At 48.0% G+C, this 20,305-nt stretch carries 13 protein-coding genes; 11 read left to right on the plus strand and 2 right to left on the minus strand.

The window, feature by feature from the left end:
* The first annotated feature begins 768 nt into the window (after positions 1-768).
* The gene (locus tag HP401_RS13405; RefSeq protein ID WP_173605334.1) at positions 769-1,659 is read left to right on the plus strand and encodes a GNAT family N-acetyltransferase; all 891 of its coding nucleotides are present in this window, start codon (positions 769-771) and stop codon (positions 1,657-1,659) included.
* An 11-nt stretch (positions 1,660-1,670) separates the two neighbouring features.
* The gene (locus HP401_RS13410) at positions 1,671-2,867 is read left to right on the plus strand and encodes an MFS transporter (RefSeq protein WP_173605335.1); all 1,197 of its coding nucleotides are present in this window, start codon (positions 1,671-1,673) and stop codon (positions 2,865-2,867) included.
* Between the two features lie 365 nt (positions 2,868-3,232).
* Here the strand turns inward: HP401_RS13410 and HP401_RS13415 are convergent, their stop codons facing one another.
* On the minus strand, positions 3,233-3,790 hold the full coding sequence (locus HP401_RS13415) for a GNAT family N-acetyltransferase (protein ID WP_137028144.1): 558 nt from the start codon (positions 3,788-3,790) through the stop codon (positions 3,233-3,235).
* A 1,140-nt stretch (positions 3,791-4,930) separates the two neighbouring features.
* Here HP401_RS13415 and HP401_RS13420 point away from each other — a divergent pair.
* From HP401_RS13420 to HP401_RS13435, 4 genes are all read left to right on the plus strand, one after another.
* The gene (locus HP401_RS13420; RefSeq protein ID WP_015892054.1) at positions 4,931-5,596 is read left to right on the plus strand and encodes a PspA/IM30 family protein; all 666 of its coding nucleotides are present in this window, start codon (positions 4,931-4,933) and stop codon (positions 5,594-5,596) included.
* A gap of 66 nt (positions 5,597-5,662) precedes the next feature.
* Positions 5,663-6,067 carry a DUF350 domain-containing protein gene (locus HP401_RS13425; RefSeq protein ID WP_015892053.1) on the plus strand — a complete coding sequence of 135 codons (405 nt, stop codon included), beginning with the start codon at positions 5,663-5,665 and terminating at the stop codon, positions 6,065-6,067.
* Positions 6,068-6,092: 25 nt separating this feature from the next.
* Positions 6,093-6,599 (plus strand): DUF4178 domain-containing protein, encoded by a 507-nt coding sequence (locus HP401_RS13430; protein WP_016740757.1) that lies wholly within the window; start codon positions 6,093-6,095, stop codon positions 6,597-6,599.
* Between the two features lie 17 nt (positions 6,600-6,616).
* On the plus strand, positions 6,617-7,408 hold the full coding sequence (locus HP401_RS13435; RefSeq protein ID WP_173605336.1) for a DUF4247 domain-containing protein: 792 nt from the start codon (positions 6,617-6,619) through the stop codon (positions 7,406-7,408).
* Between the two features lie 75 nt (positions 7,409-7,483).
* Here HP401_RS13435 and HP401_RS13440 read toward each other — a convergent pair whose 3' ends face one another.
* On the minus strand, positions 7,484-10,423 hold the full coding sequence (locus tag HP401_RS13440; RefSeq protein ID WP_254457067.1) for a collagenase: 2,940 nt from the start codon (positions 10,421-10,423) through the stop codon (positions 7,484-7,486).
* Positions 10,424-10,760: 337 nt separating this feature from the next.
* Here HP401_RS13440 and HP401_RS13445 point away from each other — a divergent pair, with 337 nt between their 5' ends.
* From HP401_RS13445 to HP401_RS13465, 5 genes are read left to right on the plus strand one after another with little or no spacing between them, the layout of a single operon-like run.
* The gene (locus tag HP401_RS13445; RefSeq protein ID WP_173605338.1) at positions 10,761-11,381 is read left to right on the plus strand and encodes a DUF4912 domain-containing protein; all 621 of its coding nucleotides are present in this window, start codon (positions 10,761-10,763) and stop codon (positions 11,379-11,381) included.
* 10 nt (positions 11,382-11,391) lie between these two features.
* Complete coding sequence (locus tag HP401_RS13450; RefSeq protein ID WP_173605339.1) at positions 11,392-14,229, plus strand: 1,4-alpha-glucan branching protein domain-containing protein; 2,838 nt, start codon at positions 11,392-11,394, stop codon at positions 14,227-14,229.
* A gap of 30 nt (positions 14,230-14,259) precedes the next feature.
* Positions 14,260-16,665: a sugar phosphate nucleotidyltransferase gene (locus tag HP401_RS13455; protein WP_173605340.1), complete on the plus strand. Its 2,406-nt coding sequence runs from the start codon at positions 14,260-14,262 to the stop codon at positions 16,663-16,665.
* Positions 16,666-16,683: 18 nt separating this feature from the next.
* Positions 16,684-18,645, plus strand: a complete 1,962-nt coding sequence (locus HP401_RS13460) for a glycoside hydrolase family 15 protein (RefSeq protein WP_173605341.1) — start codon at positions 16,684-16,686, stop codon at positions 18,643-18,645.
* Positions 18,646-18,664: 19 nt separating this feature from the next.
* On the plus strand, positions 18,665-20,089 hold the full coding sequence (locus HP401_RS13465; RefSeq protein WP_173605342.1) for a phosphoglucomutase/phosphomannomutase family protein: 1,425 nt from the start codon (positions 18,665-18,667) through the stop codon (positions 20,087-20,089).
* The last annotated feature ends 216 nt before the right edge of the window (positions 20,090-20,305 follow it).

Consider the following 20,305-nt stretch of genomic DNA (forward strand, 5'->3'; position numbering starts at 1 on the left):
ATCTCATCCCGTCGCTAAAACTGTTCACCCCCTACTTGTGGAAACCATGTTTAGGCTGGTTGGGACAAAAGAAGATCTCGCATCATTAGCGATGCTGTGGACTGCAAGCAGTCATTAGGGGGTGCCGGCAATAATTCTTTGGAGTGATGGCCTTCACCGACTGGATATCCATTAATAGAAACACAATTGATCAGGTCTGTGGGCAGATCAATGGCTAACGGCGAAGAATGCGGGAACTAGGGATCTTGAAAGCAAGGGTAAAAAACTTTATTGAGGACTTTTCAACGAGGAACGACCGCGTTTTAGCAGAAGGTTTGTGTGATCCAAAAAGTTCAAGCAAAATTGCCTTAACATGGTTAAGGACTTAAACTTTCTTACACGTTGAAAAAAACAATTGTAAGACTTCGGTACTTCACGTATAATTGAAGGTAGTTATTGATTTTGCAACAATAATGGAGGTGGGGAACATGACAATGACATACATGAGTTCTATTTCAGTATGCAATCATATTCCATTTCCCCATCTGGCGTACGTGAAATCCTCCTAGTTTATCTAGCAGGTTCTCTTAGCTGTGCCTAAAACACGGGGATTACCCGTGTTTTTTTGTATGGCAACGATGTACGCGTCAAAGGCTTGGTGTAGCCAAGTTTGTTTAGTTTGCCGCCGTGGGGATCGAATATCCCCACGTTTTTTTTGCTATCTACTGCCGTGGGGATTGAAAGCTCCACGGCTTTTTTCTACTCACATACTAATGGGAGGTTGAGACGATGAGTACAATTAACAACGGTGCAGGACTTGTAATAGCAAAAGGGCTTTCGGAAGAGTGGTTGAAACAGATTGTCCATTTGGCAAAAATATGCGAGGCATACGATGAATTTGATTTATCCGTCAACCTGAACGTATCGATGCTCCAAAACCGTCAACCTGAACAAACGAATGATTTTCTGTACGTCCAAGATGGGCAACTGGTTGGATTCCTCGGTATGTATGCGATTGTCAGTCCGAAAGAAGTGGAGATCAGCGGAATGGTTCATCCAGACTATCGACGCAAAGGAATCTTCCGCGCTCTGTATGAACAAGCAAAAGCTGAATGTGAAAAGCGTGAGGTAACGCAAATTTTACTCGTCAGCAATCGCAAGTCCAAGGAAGCCAGTTTTTTTGCAGAAGGCGTAGCGGCCACTTATCAATTCTCTGAATACAAGCTGGATTACTCCGCTACAGCGCACGTAACTGCTGTGGAATCGGATAACCGTCTACAGCTTTTCCCAGCCACCACGAATGATTTTCAGACACTGGTAGAGATTGGCGTACGCGGTTTTGAGGATACAGCTGAGCTCATGACTGCGCTAGTTACACGCAATTTGTCAGAGCCATCCTTTCAAACGTATCTGGCTCAGTACGAGTCTGAACCAGTCGGGATGATTACCGTAAGCGAAGAGGATAACGAGTTTTTCATCTCAGGATTTTGCGTAAAAAAAGGGCTCCAAGGAAAAGGGCTGGGTAGAAAAATCCTCTCTCAGACAGTGGAAATCTTGAATCAAAGAGAACACATAGGAGGAATTAGCCTAGAAGTGGCTGTCGATAATCAAAACGCCTTGTCACTCTATCAATCTACAGGATTTGAAGTCGTCTCAGTCTACGACTATTATGTCGGGTGAGGCTTGACTGAATGAAAAATCATGCTTTGCTAGATTCCAATATGCTTATGCTTTTCATCTATTCCTTTTTTACGAAATTTCATTTGTGGCTTCCCATCTATGTGCTGTATTTACAGCAGGTACGAGGCTTAAGTCTGGCCACAATCGGAATAGTAGAGGGATTTGGTTGGGTAGCTGCCGCTTTGGCTGAGATACCGGCTGGAATAGTTGCAGATCGTTTCGGTCGCACCCGTTCTCTTGTGATGGGAGCCTTATTAATGGCTCCTGCCATGATCCTCTACGCATACACAGGCTGGTTCCCGATTCTTTGCTTGCTGCAAATTGTATGGAGCGTGGGAGGGAGCTTTATTTCTGGAGCTGACCAGGCACTCCTCTACGATTATCTACACGAGAAAGGTAAAGAAAATCTATTTTCCAAAGCGGTGAGCTATCAATTAGCAATGATGCGTATTGCCACTGCATTTGCCGGAATCATTGGCGGGTGGTTAGCTACCTACTCGCTTGGTTTACCGTTTATTATTTGTGGGATTCTCTCCTTTGTTGCCGGGTGTGTTGCCTCGCTCATCAAAGAACCGAAACAATCGGGGGTGGGAACAAACAAAGAATGCGAACCTCTCATCCACTTCATTTTCAGTACCTCAAGAAAGGTATGGAAGAGAAAGAGCTTGCGCAATGTACTGCTCTATTCTGCTATTCTGGCTGTTCCCGCTTTTTGCTTTACGTTTTTATTTGTTTCACCTTTCCTACACGAGAAAGGAATGACTATCGAATCGCTTGGCATTGTATTTATTTTCATACAAAGCACAAGTATTCTTGGTTCCGTCGTCTCCTGTCACATGGAGAAACGATTGGGAGGGACAGCAACGGTTATCTTGTTCACCGTCATGATGGCTTTGAGTATTTTCATGCTTCCGTTGCTGCCTGAACTATCCGGGATCATCTGTATGATTCTCATCAGCTTCTTTTACTCCATCATCGAGCCTGTCTTAATCAATATGACGAATCAGCGAATCTCGGGGAATTCACGCAGTACGCTACTTTCTTATTCATCCATGATAAAGACGATCATCTTGGCGGTTCTGGTTCCTTTTTTCGGAAAGCTCGCAGAAGATGTTGGCTACCCTATTCTATGTACACTGATCTCTGTCGTTCTAATCGTTCTACCTTTGGTTTTCTTACGCAAAGAAAAGGATACGGCTACGCTATGATCTAAGCATGCCTTTGAAGAGCCCCGCAAAAAATGGCTATCCGATGCCGCGGCTGGTAAAAAAACTGACCTAGCATGGAGAGCCATTTTCTTCTACATCTGAGATGGACGATCCGGGAGGAGTTCAATAAATTTCTACACATCTGTGCTGTCGTTGAACAGGTGAATGGAAGCACGTACTCTTCCATCCCTGGGAATCTGAACGCCCTTGTTGAACATAACTGCCCGTTACTTCCATTACATCAAATAGGAGCTGTCCTTGCGGCAACTCCACGCTATTCATTCGATCAGGGCAAGACGGGCGGGCGGCCGGTGACAGCGAAGTCGGGAGGCACTGGCACAAGCTTCTCGCTGTCGGGCATGAGCTCAATCGGACGGTGTGCCCGGGTACCATACGCCGAGCCACTGTTCGGCGCCGTAGTCCTCGAACCGCTCTACCTCGGTGAACCCCAGCTTCGCCGCGACGCGCATCGAGGCCTCGTTGGCGGTCTGGGTGGAGAGCACCACCGGCTCGCCGGGATGCGCGTCGGCGAACCAGGCGAGCACCGCTGCGCATGCCTCGGTGGCGTACCCCCGTCCCCACGCCTGCGGCAGGAACATGTAGCCGAGCCCAGGCTCCCCGCCTTCTGGACGGATGTGACCCTTACGCTCCGGGTCGCGCCGATCGAGCGTGATCATGCCAATCGTTGTTCCATTGAGCTCGACCACGAAAAAGCCGAAGCGCTGACCGGGCACCTCGGGCAGCGCGCGCTCGAGCTCGTCACGTGGTCGGGAGCCGCCGACGTAGGTGCCCACCTCTGGTGAGGCGAACAGGTCGATCAGCGCCGCACGGTCCCGGGCCTCGGACTGGCGGAGCACGAGCCGCTCGGTCTTGATCGGGGCAGGTGGCCAGGCGACGGGGTGAACTGTGATCTCATCTGACATGGTGTAATCTCCCTTCTACGCTAAGTAGTGTGGTGGTATGCTAGCACGTTTTTAGTCTCCATTACTTTTGTCTAACAAATTAACTCCCCTCTAATTCCCTTATTTTAACATTCGCTAAGCATTAGAAGTAAGTAGCGAATCGACTTCCAGTATCCGGTAATGTCCATTCTGGGATAATCGTCTATCATAGCAAAGTAATATCCTTTAACAAGAATGCGTTTATCGGCCTCATACAACGACCAGAGATCAGTCATTTTCATAAAAATAAACCCCTCCCAAGGCTAGTTACTATTAGCTTCACTAGGTTAGGGAGGGGTTGTTACTATTGGGATTGTCCTGAATATATACCGTCAAGAAACTCGATTGAAACGCGTTCTGCTTCCTTCCTAGGTACAATTTCAGAACCTTGTCGTAGTCGTTGGTACATCTTGATCGTATTTTTTAGTGCGTGGTAGCAACTTTCAAAGCTGTGGATGGGAATCGTTCCTTTTAGTTCCTCCAGTTCCTTGAGAGCGTATTTCTCGAGCTTTCGAACCCCTCGAGGGGAATGACCGTTGCGGATGAGTACCAACGGACCTAATACTGCATTGCGTATAAAAGTTAGTGTATCGATTAATTCGAATAATTCGCCTCTCCCTAATTTTGTGGCGCAGTAATGCACCCATACCCAGAAGCGATCTTCAATCCATTGAGATTGAGGGAAAGGGAGAGAGGGGCTTGTTTTACTGAGTATCGTTGCAATACCAGAACCTCTCTCCCAAAGAATCAGTGGGTTCTCGACTCGGGCTTCGAGCTCTTCCAGTTGTACAAATTTAAGGTCGACATGAAGAGGGGCTCTATCGGACGGGTACATTGAAAAAGGCAAAACGGGTAGAATGAAGCTTGAGCATCAGGCTGGAACACAATTTCAAGCAAAACTTATTTGGAAAAGTGTAGAATCGGGCGAACTTACTTTCGAATAGGTATTATTGTAGATGCGTTTTTGAAACGAAATACAGGTCGCGCTCTCGAAAAGTAAAGGTGAGCCAATAAAAAAATAAATTGTTGAAACTTACTTGCGTAACCATCGTAAATACATGTATAACGGGGACGGCAAATTCAGGCCGAACTGCCTAGCACGTACTTAAGGAGGAATAATCCATGTCCATTTTTAAAAGACTGCGTGATTTGACCATGTCCAATTTGTACGCTTTGATTGAGAAAGCAGAAGATCCAATCAAAATGACAGACCAGTATTTGCGTGATATGCAAGAAGATTTGAGTGAAGCAGAGAAAGCGGTTGCCGCTCAAATTGCATTGGAAAAGAAATTCAAGGTGCTGTATGAAGAACAGGAAGCCTTGGTGAAAAAGCGTGATGAGCAAGCTCACATCGCAGCACAAGCACAGAACATTGATCTGGCTCGACGGGCTCTGGAAGAAAAGAAAGCTGCCGAGCAAAAAATGAACGAATACAAGGACAGCTACGAGAAAAACAAGCTGGCAGCCGATGGATTGCGCGAGAAGCTGGCTGAGATGAAAAAACAGATTACCGAACTGAAAAACAAGCGTGAGACATTGGTTGCCCGCGTCAATGCAGCTAAAGCACAAAAGACGATTAATCAGGCGATGGGTAGCTTCGACACGAACTCGGCTATGTCTGGCTTGAAACGCATGGAAGAAAAAGCACTGCAAATGGAAGCAGAAGCAGAAGCCAGCGGCGAGATTTACAAAAAGCAGAGCTCTTTAGATGATGAAATTGCGAAGCTGAATAAGGATCAAGCCGTTGAGGACGAACTGGCTGCTCTGTTGAAAAAATATGAGGGGTAAACCGCTTTAAGCGGTTTCCCTTTTTTTCAGACCTTATACACTTTGATGAAAGTGGAGTGATTCGCTTTGACGTGGACAGAAATACTAGGGATGCTGGTTTGGACAGGAGCCGGCGGCATTTTGCTTTTTGTTTTGATGTGGATCGATTCGTTGTTTACGAAATACAAGGACATCACGGAAATCAAAAATGGAAACATCGCGGTCACGACGCGTTTTGTTATGAAGCTGTTTGCGCAAGGATACATCTTATCGCAATCTATCATTACCTCCAACTCATTGTGGACAGCTCTGCTCTTTTCTGTGGTCTCCTTTATTATTTTATTCCTTTTGGAAAGAATCGTGGAATGGCTGTTAAAGCAAGTAACCGGACTGGATCTGGAAAAAGGGACGCAGGAAGGAAAGGTGGCACATGCCATGATGGCTGGTTCATTCCATCTCGTGGGTGCCTTGATTTTGGCTGCATGTCTGTAAGACGTGAAAGGGAAGGGAGTACAGCATGAGTTTGATGAAGCGAATCCAAAACATTTTTGCCAAGCATGAGCCTCCTGCACCGGAGAAGAGCATCCTGACGGTGGGACCAGGTGATGTGGTCGATGTATCGCTCGTTACGTATCAAGTAATCGGGAAGGCGAGCAATGCGAGTCGCAAAGCCACGATGCTTACCTTGCAGGATGGAACGACCATTCGCTACCTGTATATCGAGGAACGGGAGAAGATCGTCTATCATCTGTATAGCGTCATTGATGGACGACTGGATTCAATAGACGAGGTACCGACCACAATCGAGATGGATGACGTCACCTACCATTTGGAGGAGCAATATAATGGCGCGATCCAGACTGTGGGAAAAGCGCCGTTTCACACGTCAGGGGAGCAGTACATTTGGCAATTCCAATCGGATCAACGCCAATTGCTGCGGATCGAGTGGCAGGATGGCCGTTTCATGCTCTATGAGGGAGAAAGTGTTCTACCAGCGGACGTGCAGGTATTGCGCGGCACATAGAGAGGAGGGACAAGTACATGCCAAATCCATGGATGAAATCAATCAAGCTCCTACTGATTCCGGCGTTGTTCCTCCTTACGCTAGCGGGTTGTGGCAGCCCTGGGGTTGGCGAGACATATCCGCTTGAATCTGTCTCCACCAAGGACAATGGACAGTCGTCACGCATCTACCGTGCGGAAGACAAGACTGTACCGGAAGTAGCCTCGGAGCTGGCGGAACATAATACGCCAGATGAAATCTCCAAAGAAGATCCGCAGCATATGTTCATCATTTATCCGGATGAGATCTACCATTTGCAGCAAGACGCTGCCAAGCCGACAGATACATTGATCGAGGTCGACAGCAAAGAGTACGTCCGGCAAAACTACGATTCTTCGTTTTTGCAGGGATATATTGTAGCCAGTGTACTGGATGATTTGTTCGACGGACTTAAGAAAAGTACAAAGGGCAGCTACCGTGGCTACTCTAGCAAGGACATATACAAGCCTTCCGGAACGTATCGCGTGCCTACAATCGAGGACAAAAAAGTAGCGCCGCCGATTACCAAAGAGGGTACGGGCAGTATTTTCAAACGGGGTAATGCGAAGAACGCGGATGGTACGGTAGGTTCTGACGGCAGCATTTTTAAGAAGAAGGCGGATTCATCTTCTAACGGTAGTTCAGGCAAAATTATTCGTTCTTCCAGCAGTCAATCGTCGAATTCGAGTGACTCTTTCTCTTCCAAACGTTCGAGCTTTTCCCCGCCGAAAAGTAAATCGCCCCCACGAACGAAGGTTGGGGGTTCTGGGCGGATTACAAAACGCCGATAACTGTATAAACAAGAGAGAAACGAACACCCCCAAACGATTTTGATAGCTCGTTTGGGGGTGTTTTTGTTTTGCTGATTAACGCTGCTTGGTCTCTACCGTATACACAATATCTTCATTTTGATATTTGTACACATACAAGAAGTAACGGCCTGGCTTTACTTGATAATGGGCACTTTGCAGATTTCCCTCCCGCTCTTGCGGGTACGTGACAGGCTGATCCAGATTTCCTTCATGGAATAGCATCCAAGTCACACCTTGTCCCTCTTGAGGGTTTAAAGAAATATGTATTTCTTCTGGTTTATCTACTTGGAAGGCAAAGATATCTTGCCAATCGTTTTCTTTCATGTCCCCTGAAACAGTCGTGCCAATCTTTAATGGACCATTTGCTTGCTCGGTAGAATCATTGCTCTCGTTTTCTTGATAGAGCTGCTCTTGTGGGCGATCTTCCCCCGTAACCAATAAGCGAAACGGTTGGTCCTCTTGTTCTGTACGATACGTATAAGCAGTCACATAGTAAGTCCCTGGTTTCGCATCGAATGATCCGATCAGCTTGTTGCCTTCACGCTTGGTGGGATAGGAGGTGTAGTTCTCTCTATCGGACTCGTGGAATACAAGCCATGCCACGCCATCTCCTTGCTTCGTTTCCATCTCAACTTGAAGCTGTTGGGCTGATTTCACATCGAGACGGAACTCCTGACTCGGTTTTTGTGGATGAATGATACCAGTGATCGGCTTACCTAATGAAAGGGAAGATTCTTCAGGATCTGGATCTGGATTTGGGTTTGGATTTGGCTGTTCCGTTTCGGAGCCATCTTCTTGAGCCAGCTTCCCGTGGAACACGACATCATAGGCAAAGCGTCCATCTTTTGTCGTACGATAATTAGTGAAGTAACTCGTAACCGTGTCATAGCCATTCCAGGAAAAATCCGATAACTCCTTGAGGAATCCGTCTGTAAGGCGGTTCATTTCTTGCCAATCTTGATATTCTCCTTGGGAAGCTCCACCTGTATAAATCCCACGCAACGTGAAGCTGCGGAAATCTCCAGAGTCTTTTTCATCTGTTTTCACATCGGCCAGAGAAGCAACCTTTGCGATTTGACGATAAACCTCTTCTTTGTTCGTCACGTCTACTTTTTGTAGGTAATCATCTGAAACGAGAGGAACATCCAAGTCTTCATACTGTTCGATCAAATCTTCTACTGTTTCTTGATAGCCACGTTCAAGAGCGCGGTCACGGCTGAATTTTTCGATTAAGTCATCATAAGCAGATACATCATTGGAACGGATCGTATCATTGATTTTATCCAGACGAGCAAAATCATTCTTGAATAGATGGTACTGAAGCGCGAAGGAGTAGTCATAGAATGCCAGAGTTCCGTATTTGGCATGCATCATATCGGCCGCAGTGTAATTGAGATAAGGCGCTGCATTTCGAATATTGCCTACAACTGACTGGCGAGGCTTGATTCCTTCTGTTCGGGTAGAACCTGCGAAAAACTCAGCTCCGCCTTCTTCATACCAAGGCAAGCGACTGTTTTCATATATCTTTCCTTGTCCCCACATACCCGGCACTTCATATCTGCCTTGCAAATAGTGGACGAATTCATGACGGAACAGCTCTTCCAGACTGTAGATGCTTTGTTCTTTTGTCCGATCGTAGGTGAAGAAAGTGCCAGTACCCTCGATGTAGATACCACCATTATCGGTGTCGTATCCGTACAAGAAGCGATTCATTTTATATTCATCAGGCGTATTGTAGATGACAATGGTTAGTACATCATCCGGATTGCCGCTCTCTAGCTCCTTGTCATTACCGATGACACGATGAAATTGTGCCTTCACTTCCTTGGATGCCCAATACAAGCGTTCAACCTGTTCTTCTGTGAGTTTATCTCCCGTTTTGAACACAACGGCTCCGTCATCAAAAGTGAATTGCTGCGGAAGATAGTGCTTTTTGCCTTCTTTTACCATTTCCTCGAGATCGATTTTTTTGCCATTGGCATCCTCACCATATGCTTCCGCGATTTGTTGCGCCGCAGTGAAGTACGGCTCGCTCATCTTTTTATACGTTTTCATCGCATTCGTCAATATGTCATTGGCTTTGTCTGGATCACTGTAGTAGCTACCTAATTTCCCTGTGTAATACAGGGCATTGTTCGTCAACCATACGTGATCAGCGGAAGTATCCCCATTTTCTGCCATGTCAAAAATGGGGTCGAGAAATGCGTCGATGCTACCTTTTAGCTCATCTCTTCCTGAATCATCTACTCCCCAAATCAGAACATAGCCAATACCTTGAAGGACGCTGTAAAAGGCCTCGCTTGCTACGCGATCATCTGACCATTTATCCCGATTGTCGTTAAAGTCTTCCATTACTTTTGACAGAGTACCGATTGTCTCGGAATCAACAGTCGTGTTGCTAATTAATTTTCCTGTTGAACTAATGATTTCATTTTGAGTCTTTGTCCCGAAGGAGAAATTTTGATTGGCAGTAATGGCTTGGAGTGCTGGAATAATCTTTTGCTTATACTTTGGCTCCATCAAATACTTTAATTCATCATGGTAGTACCCCAAGTAATACCCCGAACGCAAAACCTCTACATAGGTATGGATGCCCTGCTCGTCATCCTTGGTGAAGTTCTTGCCACTCTCTTGCAACGCATCGATGATGGCCTGTACCCGCTCCCGATCCTCATAAAATTCCTGGGTGTCGTCGTTGTAAGTAAACAGCTCAGGGATTTGCGTCCAACTGATTTCCTTCAACAATTCAACAAGCTCGGAATTGTCCAAAGTTTTCAGATGCGAGATGCTGTACTTCTCCTGTTTGGCTGCTTGGCGTAACTGTGCTTTCGACATGTTTTCCTGAACGGGTGTATGACCAATCTGCGAATCAATGGGCTCTTGGGATGGGGTTTGCTGCGTGCTTTTAGCTTGAGCTGCTAGTGGCAAGCCTGCCGCTACCGTTGAAATGGCAATTGAGCCTGCTGTTACCATGCTAATCCATGAACGATTCATAGCTTTTGTTGACTCCTTTTTCATTCATTTTGGAAGTATAAGTGAATATTTTATAGTATCGGTATCCAACATGAAAATACTTACAAATAAAACAAAAGGTGATGGAATATAGAACTTTCTTCCTATTTGATAAAAAGAAAAGAATGTCTCGAGAAGTAGCTTTGTAAGAATGGAAGGAGAGCGACTTTTGTATGCCTGTGACGAAAACATGATTGTTGATCGACAAAAGAAGAAGGGATGTGCATTCAGCATTCGACAGTCTTTGTTAGCAGCATTGGCTATGATTGACATTGGGAAAGCACAGATAGGCGAAGTTGGCGGAGGGGAGTGCTAGAAGATGCTGGAAAAAATTCTCGAACTGCGTTCACGATCCATGTCCATTGCACAAATTGCCAAAGAGATCGGCTTAACGATCGGTCAAGTGAAGTATCGCCTGCAAAAAGACCGTGCGAAGCCAGAGGCACCACCTCCCGCTAGAACGGAATTGGAATGGCAATTACCTGCGTTTTATGGTCGGGATCTTGTCAAAGTCATGGCACAAGGACCGACTGTGTTATTCATCTATTGGGAAATCACTTGGCCACGCATGAGAATGGTCGCCTCGTACCTGCAAGCCGATTATCGTCACATTCAGAAGGGATTGCGTCTGTATGATGTGACTGAACGTTTATTTGATGGAAATAATGCTCATTCCGTCCGAGATGTGTTCGTACATGAAGAGGCTCATTCCTGGTACGTAAATGATGTAGAGCCAGGACGTACATACATGGTTGATTTTGGTTTATATGAACACAATCGGTTTTGTCCGATATTACGCTCGGAAACGGTAGTTACTCCACGCCATTCAAAAGCTAGCTGGGGGGAACCGTTAGTTGAGCCTGCCCGCGACCCAGCTACACCTTCCTGGTTTGAGAACTTTTCCTCCTACTCGTTGTATACCAAAACATCAAATAAGTGAGGTGTCATATGTGCACAAAGGTTATCTCTCCCTCGTGTTGCATGCCCATCTGCCTTATGTCCGACACGGGGATCGGGACGATCGCCTGGAAGAGCGCTGGGTGTATGAAGCCATGCTGGAATGCTATCTTCCTTTGCTCATGGTTTTCGACAAGCTCCTCTCAGACGGCATCGCTTTTCGCATGACCCTTGCTATTTCACCGACATTACTTTCCATGCTGGATGATGATCTGATCGTGACGCGTTTTCGTACACACCTAGCGAAAACCGTGGAATTGGCTGGGAAGGAAGTCAAACGAACCACAGGTCAACCTCAAGAAAACCGTATCGCCAAAATGTATGTGGAGCGTTTTCGAACGATCATTGCTTACTGCCGCAAGTGGGATTTTCAACTAATCAAGGCCTTTAGGCATATCGCGGACAGTGGATGCCTCGAACTCATCACTTGCGCAGCTACGCACTCTTTTTTGCCCTATGTGGAAACAGAAGAGGCGATTCGGGCACAGCTTCTGGTAGGGATCGATACGCATGAGCGGATTCTGGGAAGACGTCCGAAGGGAATTTGGCTGCCTGAGTGCGGGTATACACCTGGACTGGATCGCTTGCTGAAAGAGGCAGGGCTCCAGTATTTCTTTGTAGACAGTCACACGATAGAGCATGCGACGCCTTTACCTCGCAGAGGGTTGCTGGCTCCCTTGTTCACGCCGCATGAAGTGGCTGCCTTTGCCCGTGATGAAGTGGCCTCCCGCCAGGTATGGAGCTCGATCGATGGTTATCCAGGGGACTATGACTACCGTGAATACTACCGGGATATCGGATTTGACAGGGAGATGAGCTACATCGAGCCGTACATCCATCCTGAAGGCATTCGCGTGCATACCGGCTTGAAATACTATCGGATCACCGGAAAACAAGGGGATAAAGACTGGTATGAGCCAAGCTGGGCGCGCGAAAAAGCAGCGTCACATGCGGGACATTTCTTGTATCACCGAGAGCGTCAAGTGGAGGAAGCCAGTCACTGGATGGACCGCAAGCCATTGGTCGTCGCCACTTATGATGCGGAGTTGTTTGGGCATTGGTGGTTCGAGGGTCCGCAGTTTTTGGATTTTCTCATGCGCAAAACGGTGTGTGATTCAAAAGAAGTGAAATTAATGACACCATCTGAATATTTGGAGGAGTATCCAGAGCAGGATCGCGGTCACTTGCCGATGTCAACATGGGGGAGAAATGGCTACGGAGAAGTCTGGCTGAACGAGAACAATGGCTGGATATACAGGCATCTGCATCAAGCGGAGCGGGAATTGATCACAGCCATTATTACCTATTCTGAAAAGAAAGGAGATCAGCTCGCCTTACGGTGCCTCAAGCAGGCTGCACGCGAATTGATGCTGGCCCAAAGCAGTGATTGGGCGTTTATTTTAGACGGTCAAACGGTCACTCAGTATGCGGTACAACGCGTTCATGACCATTTGGTTCGCATGCGGGCTCTCTTGGCGATGTATCGAGAGCATCGATTGGATGAAGAGGCAATTACACAAGCAGAGGCCGACTTTCCGATCTTTCCTGACGTGGATATCACGTTCTATTTGCCTAAACAAACGCATAGAGTGAACGTATCGCGTCAATTGGTAGCGGCTGCGCAAGGTCAGTCTTCGACAAAAACAGTTTTAATGCTTGCATGGGAATTTCCCCCTCATGTAGTAGGGGGGCTTGGTCGGGCTGTCTACGATCTCGCCAGGCATCTTGCCCAGCAAGGAATCGTGGTGCATGTGCTGACATGTGCGACAGATTCATGCGCCGTAGAGGAGATGATGGAAGGGGTTCACGTACACCGTTTGCCTACGTACATTCCTTCTGAACAAGCCGACTTTCTGGCATGGGTGTTTCAACTGAATTTGGCGATGGTCGATGCTGCCTATCAGCTCTGGTCACTCGGGGTGCGACCAGATGTCATCCACGCTCACGATTGGCTAGTTAGCTGGGCTGCAATCGAACTGAAACAGAGGTACTCTCTTCCGCTCGTCAGCACGATTCATGCTTTGGAACATGGTCGGCATCAAGGTATTCATACACCGTTGCAGCAAAGGATCCATGAGTGTGAACGTACGCTAACACAAAGCTCTGACGCAATGATCGTTTGCAGCAAGTATATGGAGTCGGAAGTCAAGCGCCTGTTCGGAACACCCTCATCCCATTTACGTGTCATTCACAATGGTGTCGATCTCATTCCCCTAACGGAGGTAAATCGTGAACAGCTTCGACAAGAATTGGCGATAGGGGATGGTCCTGTTCTCTTTTTTGTAGGGCGCTTGGTTCAGGAAAAAGGTGTTCACCTCTTGCTAGAAGCTATGGCAAGGCTACGCGCTGAGTTTCCGCATGCGAGGTTGCTCATAGCTGGCAGAGGACCGATGCAAGACGAGTGGAAGCTATTGGTTCATCAGATGGGACTTTCTGAACAGGTCCGCTTCTTGGGCTTCGTAGACGATGAAAGGCGAGATGAGCTGTTCGCCCTGGCTGATGTGGCAGTATTCCCGAGCTTGTATGAGCCTTTTGGAATTGTTGCGCTGGAAGCGATGGCTCTAGGGACTCCTGTTCTGGTTGCGGATACGGGAGGGCTGCGAGAGATCGTTCGCCACGGCGAAAACGGCGCCATGATGTACACAGGCGACCCTGAATCCTTGACGAATCAACTCCGCTGGCTACTGCGCGACCCTGATCAGCGGCATCAACTGGCCCAAACGGCCATGCAAGATGTTAAACAGTTTTATAACTGGACACTTCTGGCTAGTCAAACCATCGATCTATACCGTTCACTTGGCGTACCTGCGGAAATCGGCATGACAACCTAGATTGCAACGATGAAGGAGGAAGAAAAGAAGATGAAGGCAGTAATCATGGCTGGGGGAAAAGGTACACGACTACGTCCGTTAACATGCCACACGCCAAAACCAATGGTGCCACTCTTAAACCGGCCTTGCATGGAGTACACGATTGATCTATTGAAAAAGCATGGGATTACAGAGATAGCAGTGACACTCCAGTATCTGCCTGACGTCATCCGCGATACGTTTGGTGATGGATCCCGCTACGGTGTTTCGCTTGTCTATTTTGAAGAAGCCATTCCTTTGGGCACGGCAGGCAGCGTCAAAAACTGCGCGGATTTTCTCGATGAGCGTTTTGTCGTGATCAGTGGAGATACGTTGACAGACATCGATTTGTCGGCAGCCATACGTTTTCATGAGCAAAATAATGCACTGGCTACGTTGATTTTGACGCGGGTTGAAACACCGCTGGAATTTGGCGTTGTCATGACAGACGAGAGCGGACGCATTACCCGTTTTTTAGAAAAGCCGAGCTGGGCGGAGGTTTTTAGCGATACGGTAAATACCGGGATATACGTCTGCGAGCCAGAGGTCTTGTCTTATATAGAAGAGGAGCGGGAAGTGGATTTCAGCAAGGAAATTTTCCCGTCGTTTTTACAAGCAGCAAAGCCTCTATACGGATATGAGGCAAGCGGCTATTGGTCTGATATTGGCTCTTTGGAGGTATACCAGCAAGCCCAGTTTGATTTGCTGGATGGACGCGTACATCTCGAAATAAAAGCACAGGAAATCGCCCCGCGTATTTTCTTGGAAAATGATGTTCGCATCGATTCATCGGTCCGTTTGGAAGGCCCTGTCTATATCGGTGAAAATGTACACCTGCAAGCTGGCGTTGCCGTAGGTGCTTATTCCATTCTGGGAAAAAATACGGTGATTTCTTCTGGTACGAAGCTGTCCAGGACGATCATTTGGGAAAACAGTGTCATTGGGAAAAAAGCAGAGATCACAGGAACGACTCTCTGCCGCAACACCCGAATTGAAGATTGCGTACAACTCGGGGAAGGGGCGGTCATTGGAGAACAGTGCCTCATTGGGGCGAAGTCAGTGGTAAAGGCAGGGATCAAAATTTGGCCGGATAAGGAAGTCGGGGAAAATGCGACTGTCACCACCTCGCTTATCTACGGTGCCAAGCAAACCAAAAATTTGTTTGGGACGTACGGCATCAAGGGCATTGGCAACGTTGACATCACGCCCGAATTTGTTACAAGACTTGCGGCTGCCTATGCGTATTTACTACAAGCGGGGGACAAAATTGCGCTCTCGGCATGCGCACACCCTTTTGCTCAATTATTGAAGCATAGCATCATGACGAGCTTGTGCTCTTCCGGAATTGATACGGTCGATCTCGGAATTGGGAATTCACCCTTGATTCGGTATGGCGTGCGCTCTCTGGCTTGCAAAGGCGGCATACATATTTATATGGCAGAGCCAGTGGATGATAAAGAGATTGTCATCCAATTCATCGATCACGCGGGCTTGCCGATTTCTCGTGATCTGGAGCGCAAAATTGAGAATGCCTACTGGCAAGAGACTTATATTCGCAACCTGAATCGGTTGGGAGCACTGCAAGTCGAGCATCACGTACAAGAAGCTTATCTCCATGCTTTGGTCCAACAGTTGAATGTATCGTCCATCCAGCGTCAGCGCTTCCACCTGCTGATCGATTGTGAACAGCGTTTTTTCCCGACTTTTCTTGCGCCTCTTTTGCATGCACTGGGAGTTACTGTCGATTACAGCTCCATACAAGAAGGTATTCGTAAAAAGGGAGCGGATTTAGGCGTTCGTCTCGATAAAAATGGCGAGCAATTTGTCTTGTTTACCGAGCATGGAGAGAAGCTCGCAACCGAACAGATCACGGCTCTGCAACTACTGGCGTGCAGTGGTCAACATCGGCGTATCGGTCTTCCTGTGAGTGCACCGATTGAATTGGAGCATATGGCCCAGCTGTTGCAAATGGAGGTTGTACGCACCAAGGTTTCGCCGCGATCCATGATGGAGGTATCGAGCGAACAGCGTTTTCATCCGATGTTTGACGCTGTGTACAGCCTCATGAGAATTCTTTCTTATCTGGCTTCTGAGGAAAAGCCGCTTAGCGTTTTGCTGGAATTGTTGCCAGCGTGCCATATGGAGAAAAAGACTGTTTTTTGCCCATGGGCAGCAAAAGGGAAGGTCATGCGCAGAGTGATGGAAGAAAACAAAGGCAAGCTGCTCGAGCTCGTCGATGGAATCAAGGTATACGATTCGAATGGCTGGGTACTGATTTTACCCGATTCAGAGGATTCGCACGTAAAGGTAATTTCGCAAGGGGCTACCGCAGAGACGGCGGCTACACTTGCTTCTTCCTACGCGAGACGAATTGCCGAATATCAGTTTCACGAAAAGAGAGAGATCGACAGCCTATAACGAAAAGGACGTGAAGGCATGCCGAGACCGCTCGTCGTCGGGAACGGAAAACTGCTGATTAATTTTGATGACAAGCTGCACATGCGAGATCTGTATTTTCCGTATGTTGGTCAGCTGAATCATGTTGGGGGACACTTTAGCAAGCTGGGGATTTGGGTGCAAGGTCGCTTTTCCTGGCTAGATGAAGACGGCTGGACGCGGAGGCTCGGATACGGACAGGAGTCTTTGGTGACAGATGTTCATGCGCATCATGAACATCTGGGCATCTCCTTGCAAATCGCAGATGGGGTGCATCAGCGTGACCCGATTTATTTGAAAAAGGTGTGCGTTCGGAATTTGACGAGCGAGGTTCGGGAGGTCAGGCTGTTTTTAAATCACGATTTCAGCTTGAATGAGACAGAGGTAGGGGATACTGCTGTTTTTGATCCCAATCTGCGTACGATTTATCACTACAAGCGCAATGTGTATATCATGGCGAATGGAAAAACGGATACGGGTGGGATCGATCAATATAGCGTCGGGATCAAGCGGTTCAACTATGCGGAGGGGACTTGGAGGGACGCAGAGGATGGTCTTTTGTCAGGCAATCCGATTGCACAAGGCTCCGTAGATAGTACGATTTCTTTTTCGCTCATCCTTCAACCTCAAGAAGAGAAGGCGCTCTTTTACTGGATGTGCATTGGTGAATCGTATGAAGATGTCAAAGGATTGAACCAATATGTACTGGAAAGTGATCCAGAGAGTTTGCTCAGTCGGGTCGCTGTGTATTGGCAGCGTTGGGTCAATAAGGAAGAGCGGGACTTTGCTGATCTACCGGCAGAGGTTGTCAATCTGTACAAGACCAGCTTGCTTCTTGTTCGTACGCAAATCGATCAGAACGGAGCGATTCTCGCTGCGAATGACTCGGATATCCTTCAATTTAATCGCGATCATTACAGCTACATGTGGCCAAGAGACGGGGCGTTGATTGCGGGTGCGATGGCGAAAGCAGGCTACACGGGAGTGGTCGCACCATTTTTTCGATTTTGCGCGGACGCTTTGAACAAGGACGGGTATTTGCAGCACAAGTACAATCCAGACGGGTCTGTTGGCTCCAGTTGGCATCCGTATATTGTTGACGGAGAGGTTCAGCTTCCGATTCAGGAGGATGAGACGGCACTCGTGCTGTACGCGCTCTGGGAGCAATACAAGAGCGGCAAGCAAATTGAAGATTGTCAGGCGCTCTATCCTACGCTGGTTCGTCCGGCGGCTCGCTTTTTGCTGGAGTATGTCCATCCAGAGCTGCAACTCCCAAAACCAAGCTACGACTTATGGGAAGAGCGACGGGGAATTTTTACGTTTACCAGTGCTACGGTTTTCGCGGGCTTGATGGCTGCGGCTCGTTTCGCCCAGTTGTTCGGGGATGATCGACGCTACAAACGCTACGCAGAAGGGGCAGAGCGCATTCGTGAGGCAATGGAGAAACATCTGTACGACCCTGAAATCGGGCGTTTTCTGCGTGGGATTTATGTAAGAGCAGATGGGAGTGTCGAAAAAGATTTCACGGTGGAGAGCAGCTTGTTCGCTCTGTTTGCGCTTGATGTGTTTTCCGTAGACGATCCGAGAGTTGCGCAGACAATGGAAGCTGTCAAAAAGAGTTTGCACGTAGACACGGCGATCGGTGGAATTGCTCGCTATCAAGGGGATTACTATTTCAAAAAATCACATGACACGGTGAAGGTCCCGGGAAATCCATGGATCATTTGCACCTTATGGGTGGCTGATTGGGAAATTGCCAAGGCAAAATCACTCGATGAACTCCAAGAGCCAAAGAACAGACTGGACTGGGTCGTACGGCATGCCCTACAAAGCGGCGTGCTATCCGAACAGCTCGATCCGTATACAGGTGCTCCCGTATCCGTTGCACCCCTGACGTGGTCGCATGCTACTTATGTCGCCACTGTTTTGCGTTATTTGGAGAAGGTGAATGAGTTGCGGTAACGAAGGGAGAGATGAGGAGATGACAACGATCCGTTTCGGTACGGACGGTTGGCGCGACATAATCGCAGATGGCTTTACCGTCGAGAATGTCCGTATTGTCGCACAAGCCATCGCCAGCTATACCAAAGAAATCGGACAACAGGAGCAGCCTGTTTTGGTCGGGCATGACACGCGGTTTCTGGGGAGACGCTTTGCAAAGGAGGTTGCAGCTGTCCTGACCGCCAATGACATACGTACCTATTTGGTGAACGAAGCAGCGCCAACACCTGCCGTAGCCTTTGGAGTGAAGCATTTTGCAGCGAGTGGTGCAATCATGATCACGGCCAGCCACAATCCACCCGAATATAACGGCATCAAATACATTCCGGAGTACGCTGGACCTGCAACGCCTGCGATTACGCAAAGATTGGAAGAGTGGATCACCGAAACCTGCCAGACCAACTCGGTGCGTACGATTTCCCTCGCGGAAGCAAAGGCCCGCAAGCTGCTGCAAGTCATTGTGCTGCGTCCTCATTACGAGGCGCATCTGAGACGGATGATAAACATGGATGTTTTGCATAACTCTTCCTTGTTCGTTGTTGTCGATGCCATGCATGGTGCAGGTATGGGCTACGTGAGCGGTTTTTTGTCAGAAGCGGGGGTAAAAAACGTCGGAATCAGAGAAGTCCCGGATGCGGCTTTTGGAGGGGATTTGCCAGAGCCAAACGATAAGCATTTGCAGTTATTAAAAAAAGAAGTCGTAGAACGCCAGGCATCTCTTGGTCTTGCCAATGACGGGGATGCAGATCGCTTCGGAGTCGTCGACCGCTTCGGACAGTATATCACGCCAAATGAAGCACTGGTCCTGCTGACCTATCATTTGCGGAAAAATCGAGGCTTGACCGGACGGATTGTCAGGACAGTAGCAACTACGCATCTACTGGATCGGATGGCTACGCATTATGGTCTGGAGCTCGTAGAGACGCCGGTCGGTTTCAAGTACATCGGTGAGGAAATGCGCAAAGGCGACGTGCTCATTGGTGGAGAAGAAAGTGGCGGGGCGAGTATTCTCGGTCACATACCGGAGAAGGACGGCGTACTCATCAATTTGTTGCTCGCCGAGATGTGCGCGTATGAAAACAAAGGAATCGATCAAATACTGCGAGACGTATACGAGCAATTCGGCGAGCTGTTCCACACGCGGCTTGATATGAAATTGCCGGAAAAAGATCAATGGGTACAGCAAATGATCGCCAAGCCACCTGCACTCATTGGTCCTTATCAGGTTTTGGAGATTCAACGAGTGGATGGGGTCAAGCTGTTGCTCGAGGAAGGACATTGGGTCTTAATCCGTCCGTCTGGCACGGAACCTTTGGTGCGTATTTATTGTGAAGCAACGAATGCGACAGCTTTGCAGAAGCTGCAAGATGCGATTCACGAATGGTTTTTGGAGATTAATGTGTAAAAAGTTGACGAGGAGACCCCGCATAATGTGCGAGGTTCTTCTTTTTTGCTGAGGTTTCTGTTATGCGGCTGCGGAGAAGAGAAGAATATTTCCAGTCTAGGCTCCAGGCTCCGTCCTGGTTTGGGTTGGGACTGTCCGCTCCGAAGGGATTCGCGGGGAAACGCAAAAGTGGTAGCCGCTTCGTCGTACGGGCACGGTTGCGTTTCTTTTGCCCGC

It is taken from the genome of Brevibacillus sp. HB2.2 (assembly GCF_013284275.1).
GTDB classification, from domain to species: Bacteria; Bacillota; Bacilli; order Brevibacillales; family Brevibacillaceae; genus Brevibacillus; species Brevibacillus brevis_D.

Coding starts and splice junctions, on each gene's coding strand:
- HP401_RS13405 (WP_173605334.1), top strand. CDS start 769: ATGAGTACAATTAACAACGGTGCAGGACTTGTAATAGCAAAAGGGCTT.
- HP401_RS13410 (WP_173605335.1), top strand. CDS start 1,671: ATGAAAAATCATGCTTTGCTAGATTCCAATATGCTTATGCTTTTCATC.
- HP401_RS13415 (WP_137028144.1), bottom strand. CDS start 3,790: ATGTCAGATGAGATCACAGTTCACCCCGTCGCCTGGCCACCTGCCCCG.
- HP401_RS13420 (WP_015892054.1), top strand. CDS start 4,931: ATGTCCATTTTTAAAAGACTGCGTGATTTGACCATGTCCAATTTGTAC.
- HP401_RS13430 (WP_016740757.1), top strand. CDS start 6,093: ATGAGTTTGATGAAGCGAATCCAAAACATTTTTGCCAAGCATGAGCCT.
- HP401_RS13435 (WP_173605336.1), top strand. CDS start 6,617: ATGCCAAATCCATGGATGAAATCAATCAAGCTCCTACTGATTCCGGCG.
- HP401_RS13440 (WP_254457067.1), bottom strand. CDS start 10,423: ATGAATCGTTCATGGATTAGCATGGTAACAGCAGGCTCAATTGCCATT.
- HP401_RS13445 (WP_173605338.1), top strand. CDS start 10,761: ATGCTGGAAAAAATTCTCGAACTGCGTTCACGATCCATGTCCATTGCA.
- HP401_RS13455 (WP_173605340.1), top strand. CDS start 14,260: ATGAAGGCAGTAATCATGGCTGGGGGAAAAGGTACACGACTACGTCCG.
- HP401_RS13460 (WP_173605341.1), top strand. CDS start 16,684: ATGCCGAGACCGCTCGTCGTCGGGAACGGAAAACTGCTGATTAATTTT.
- HP401_RS13465 (WP_173605342.1), top strand. CDS start 18,665: ATGACAACGATCCGTTTCGGTACGGACGGTTGGCGCGACATAATCGCA.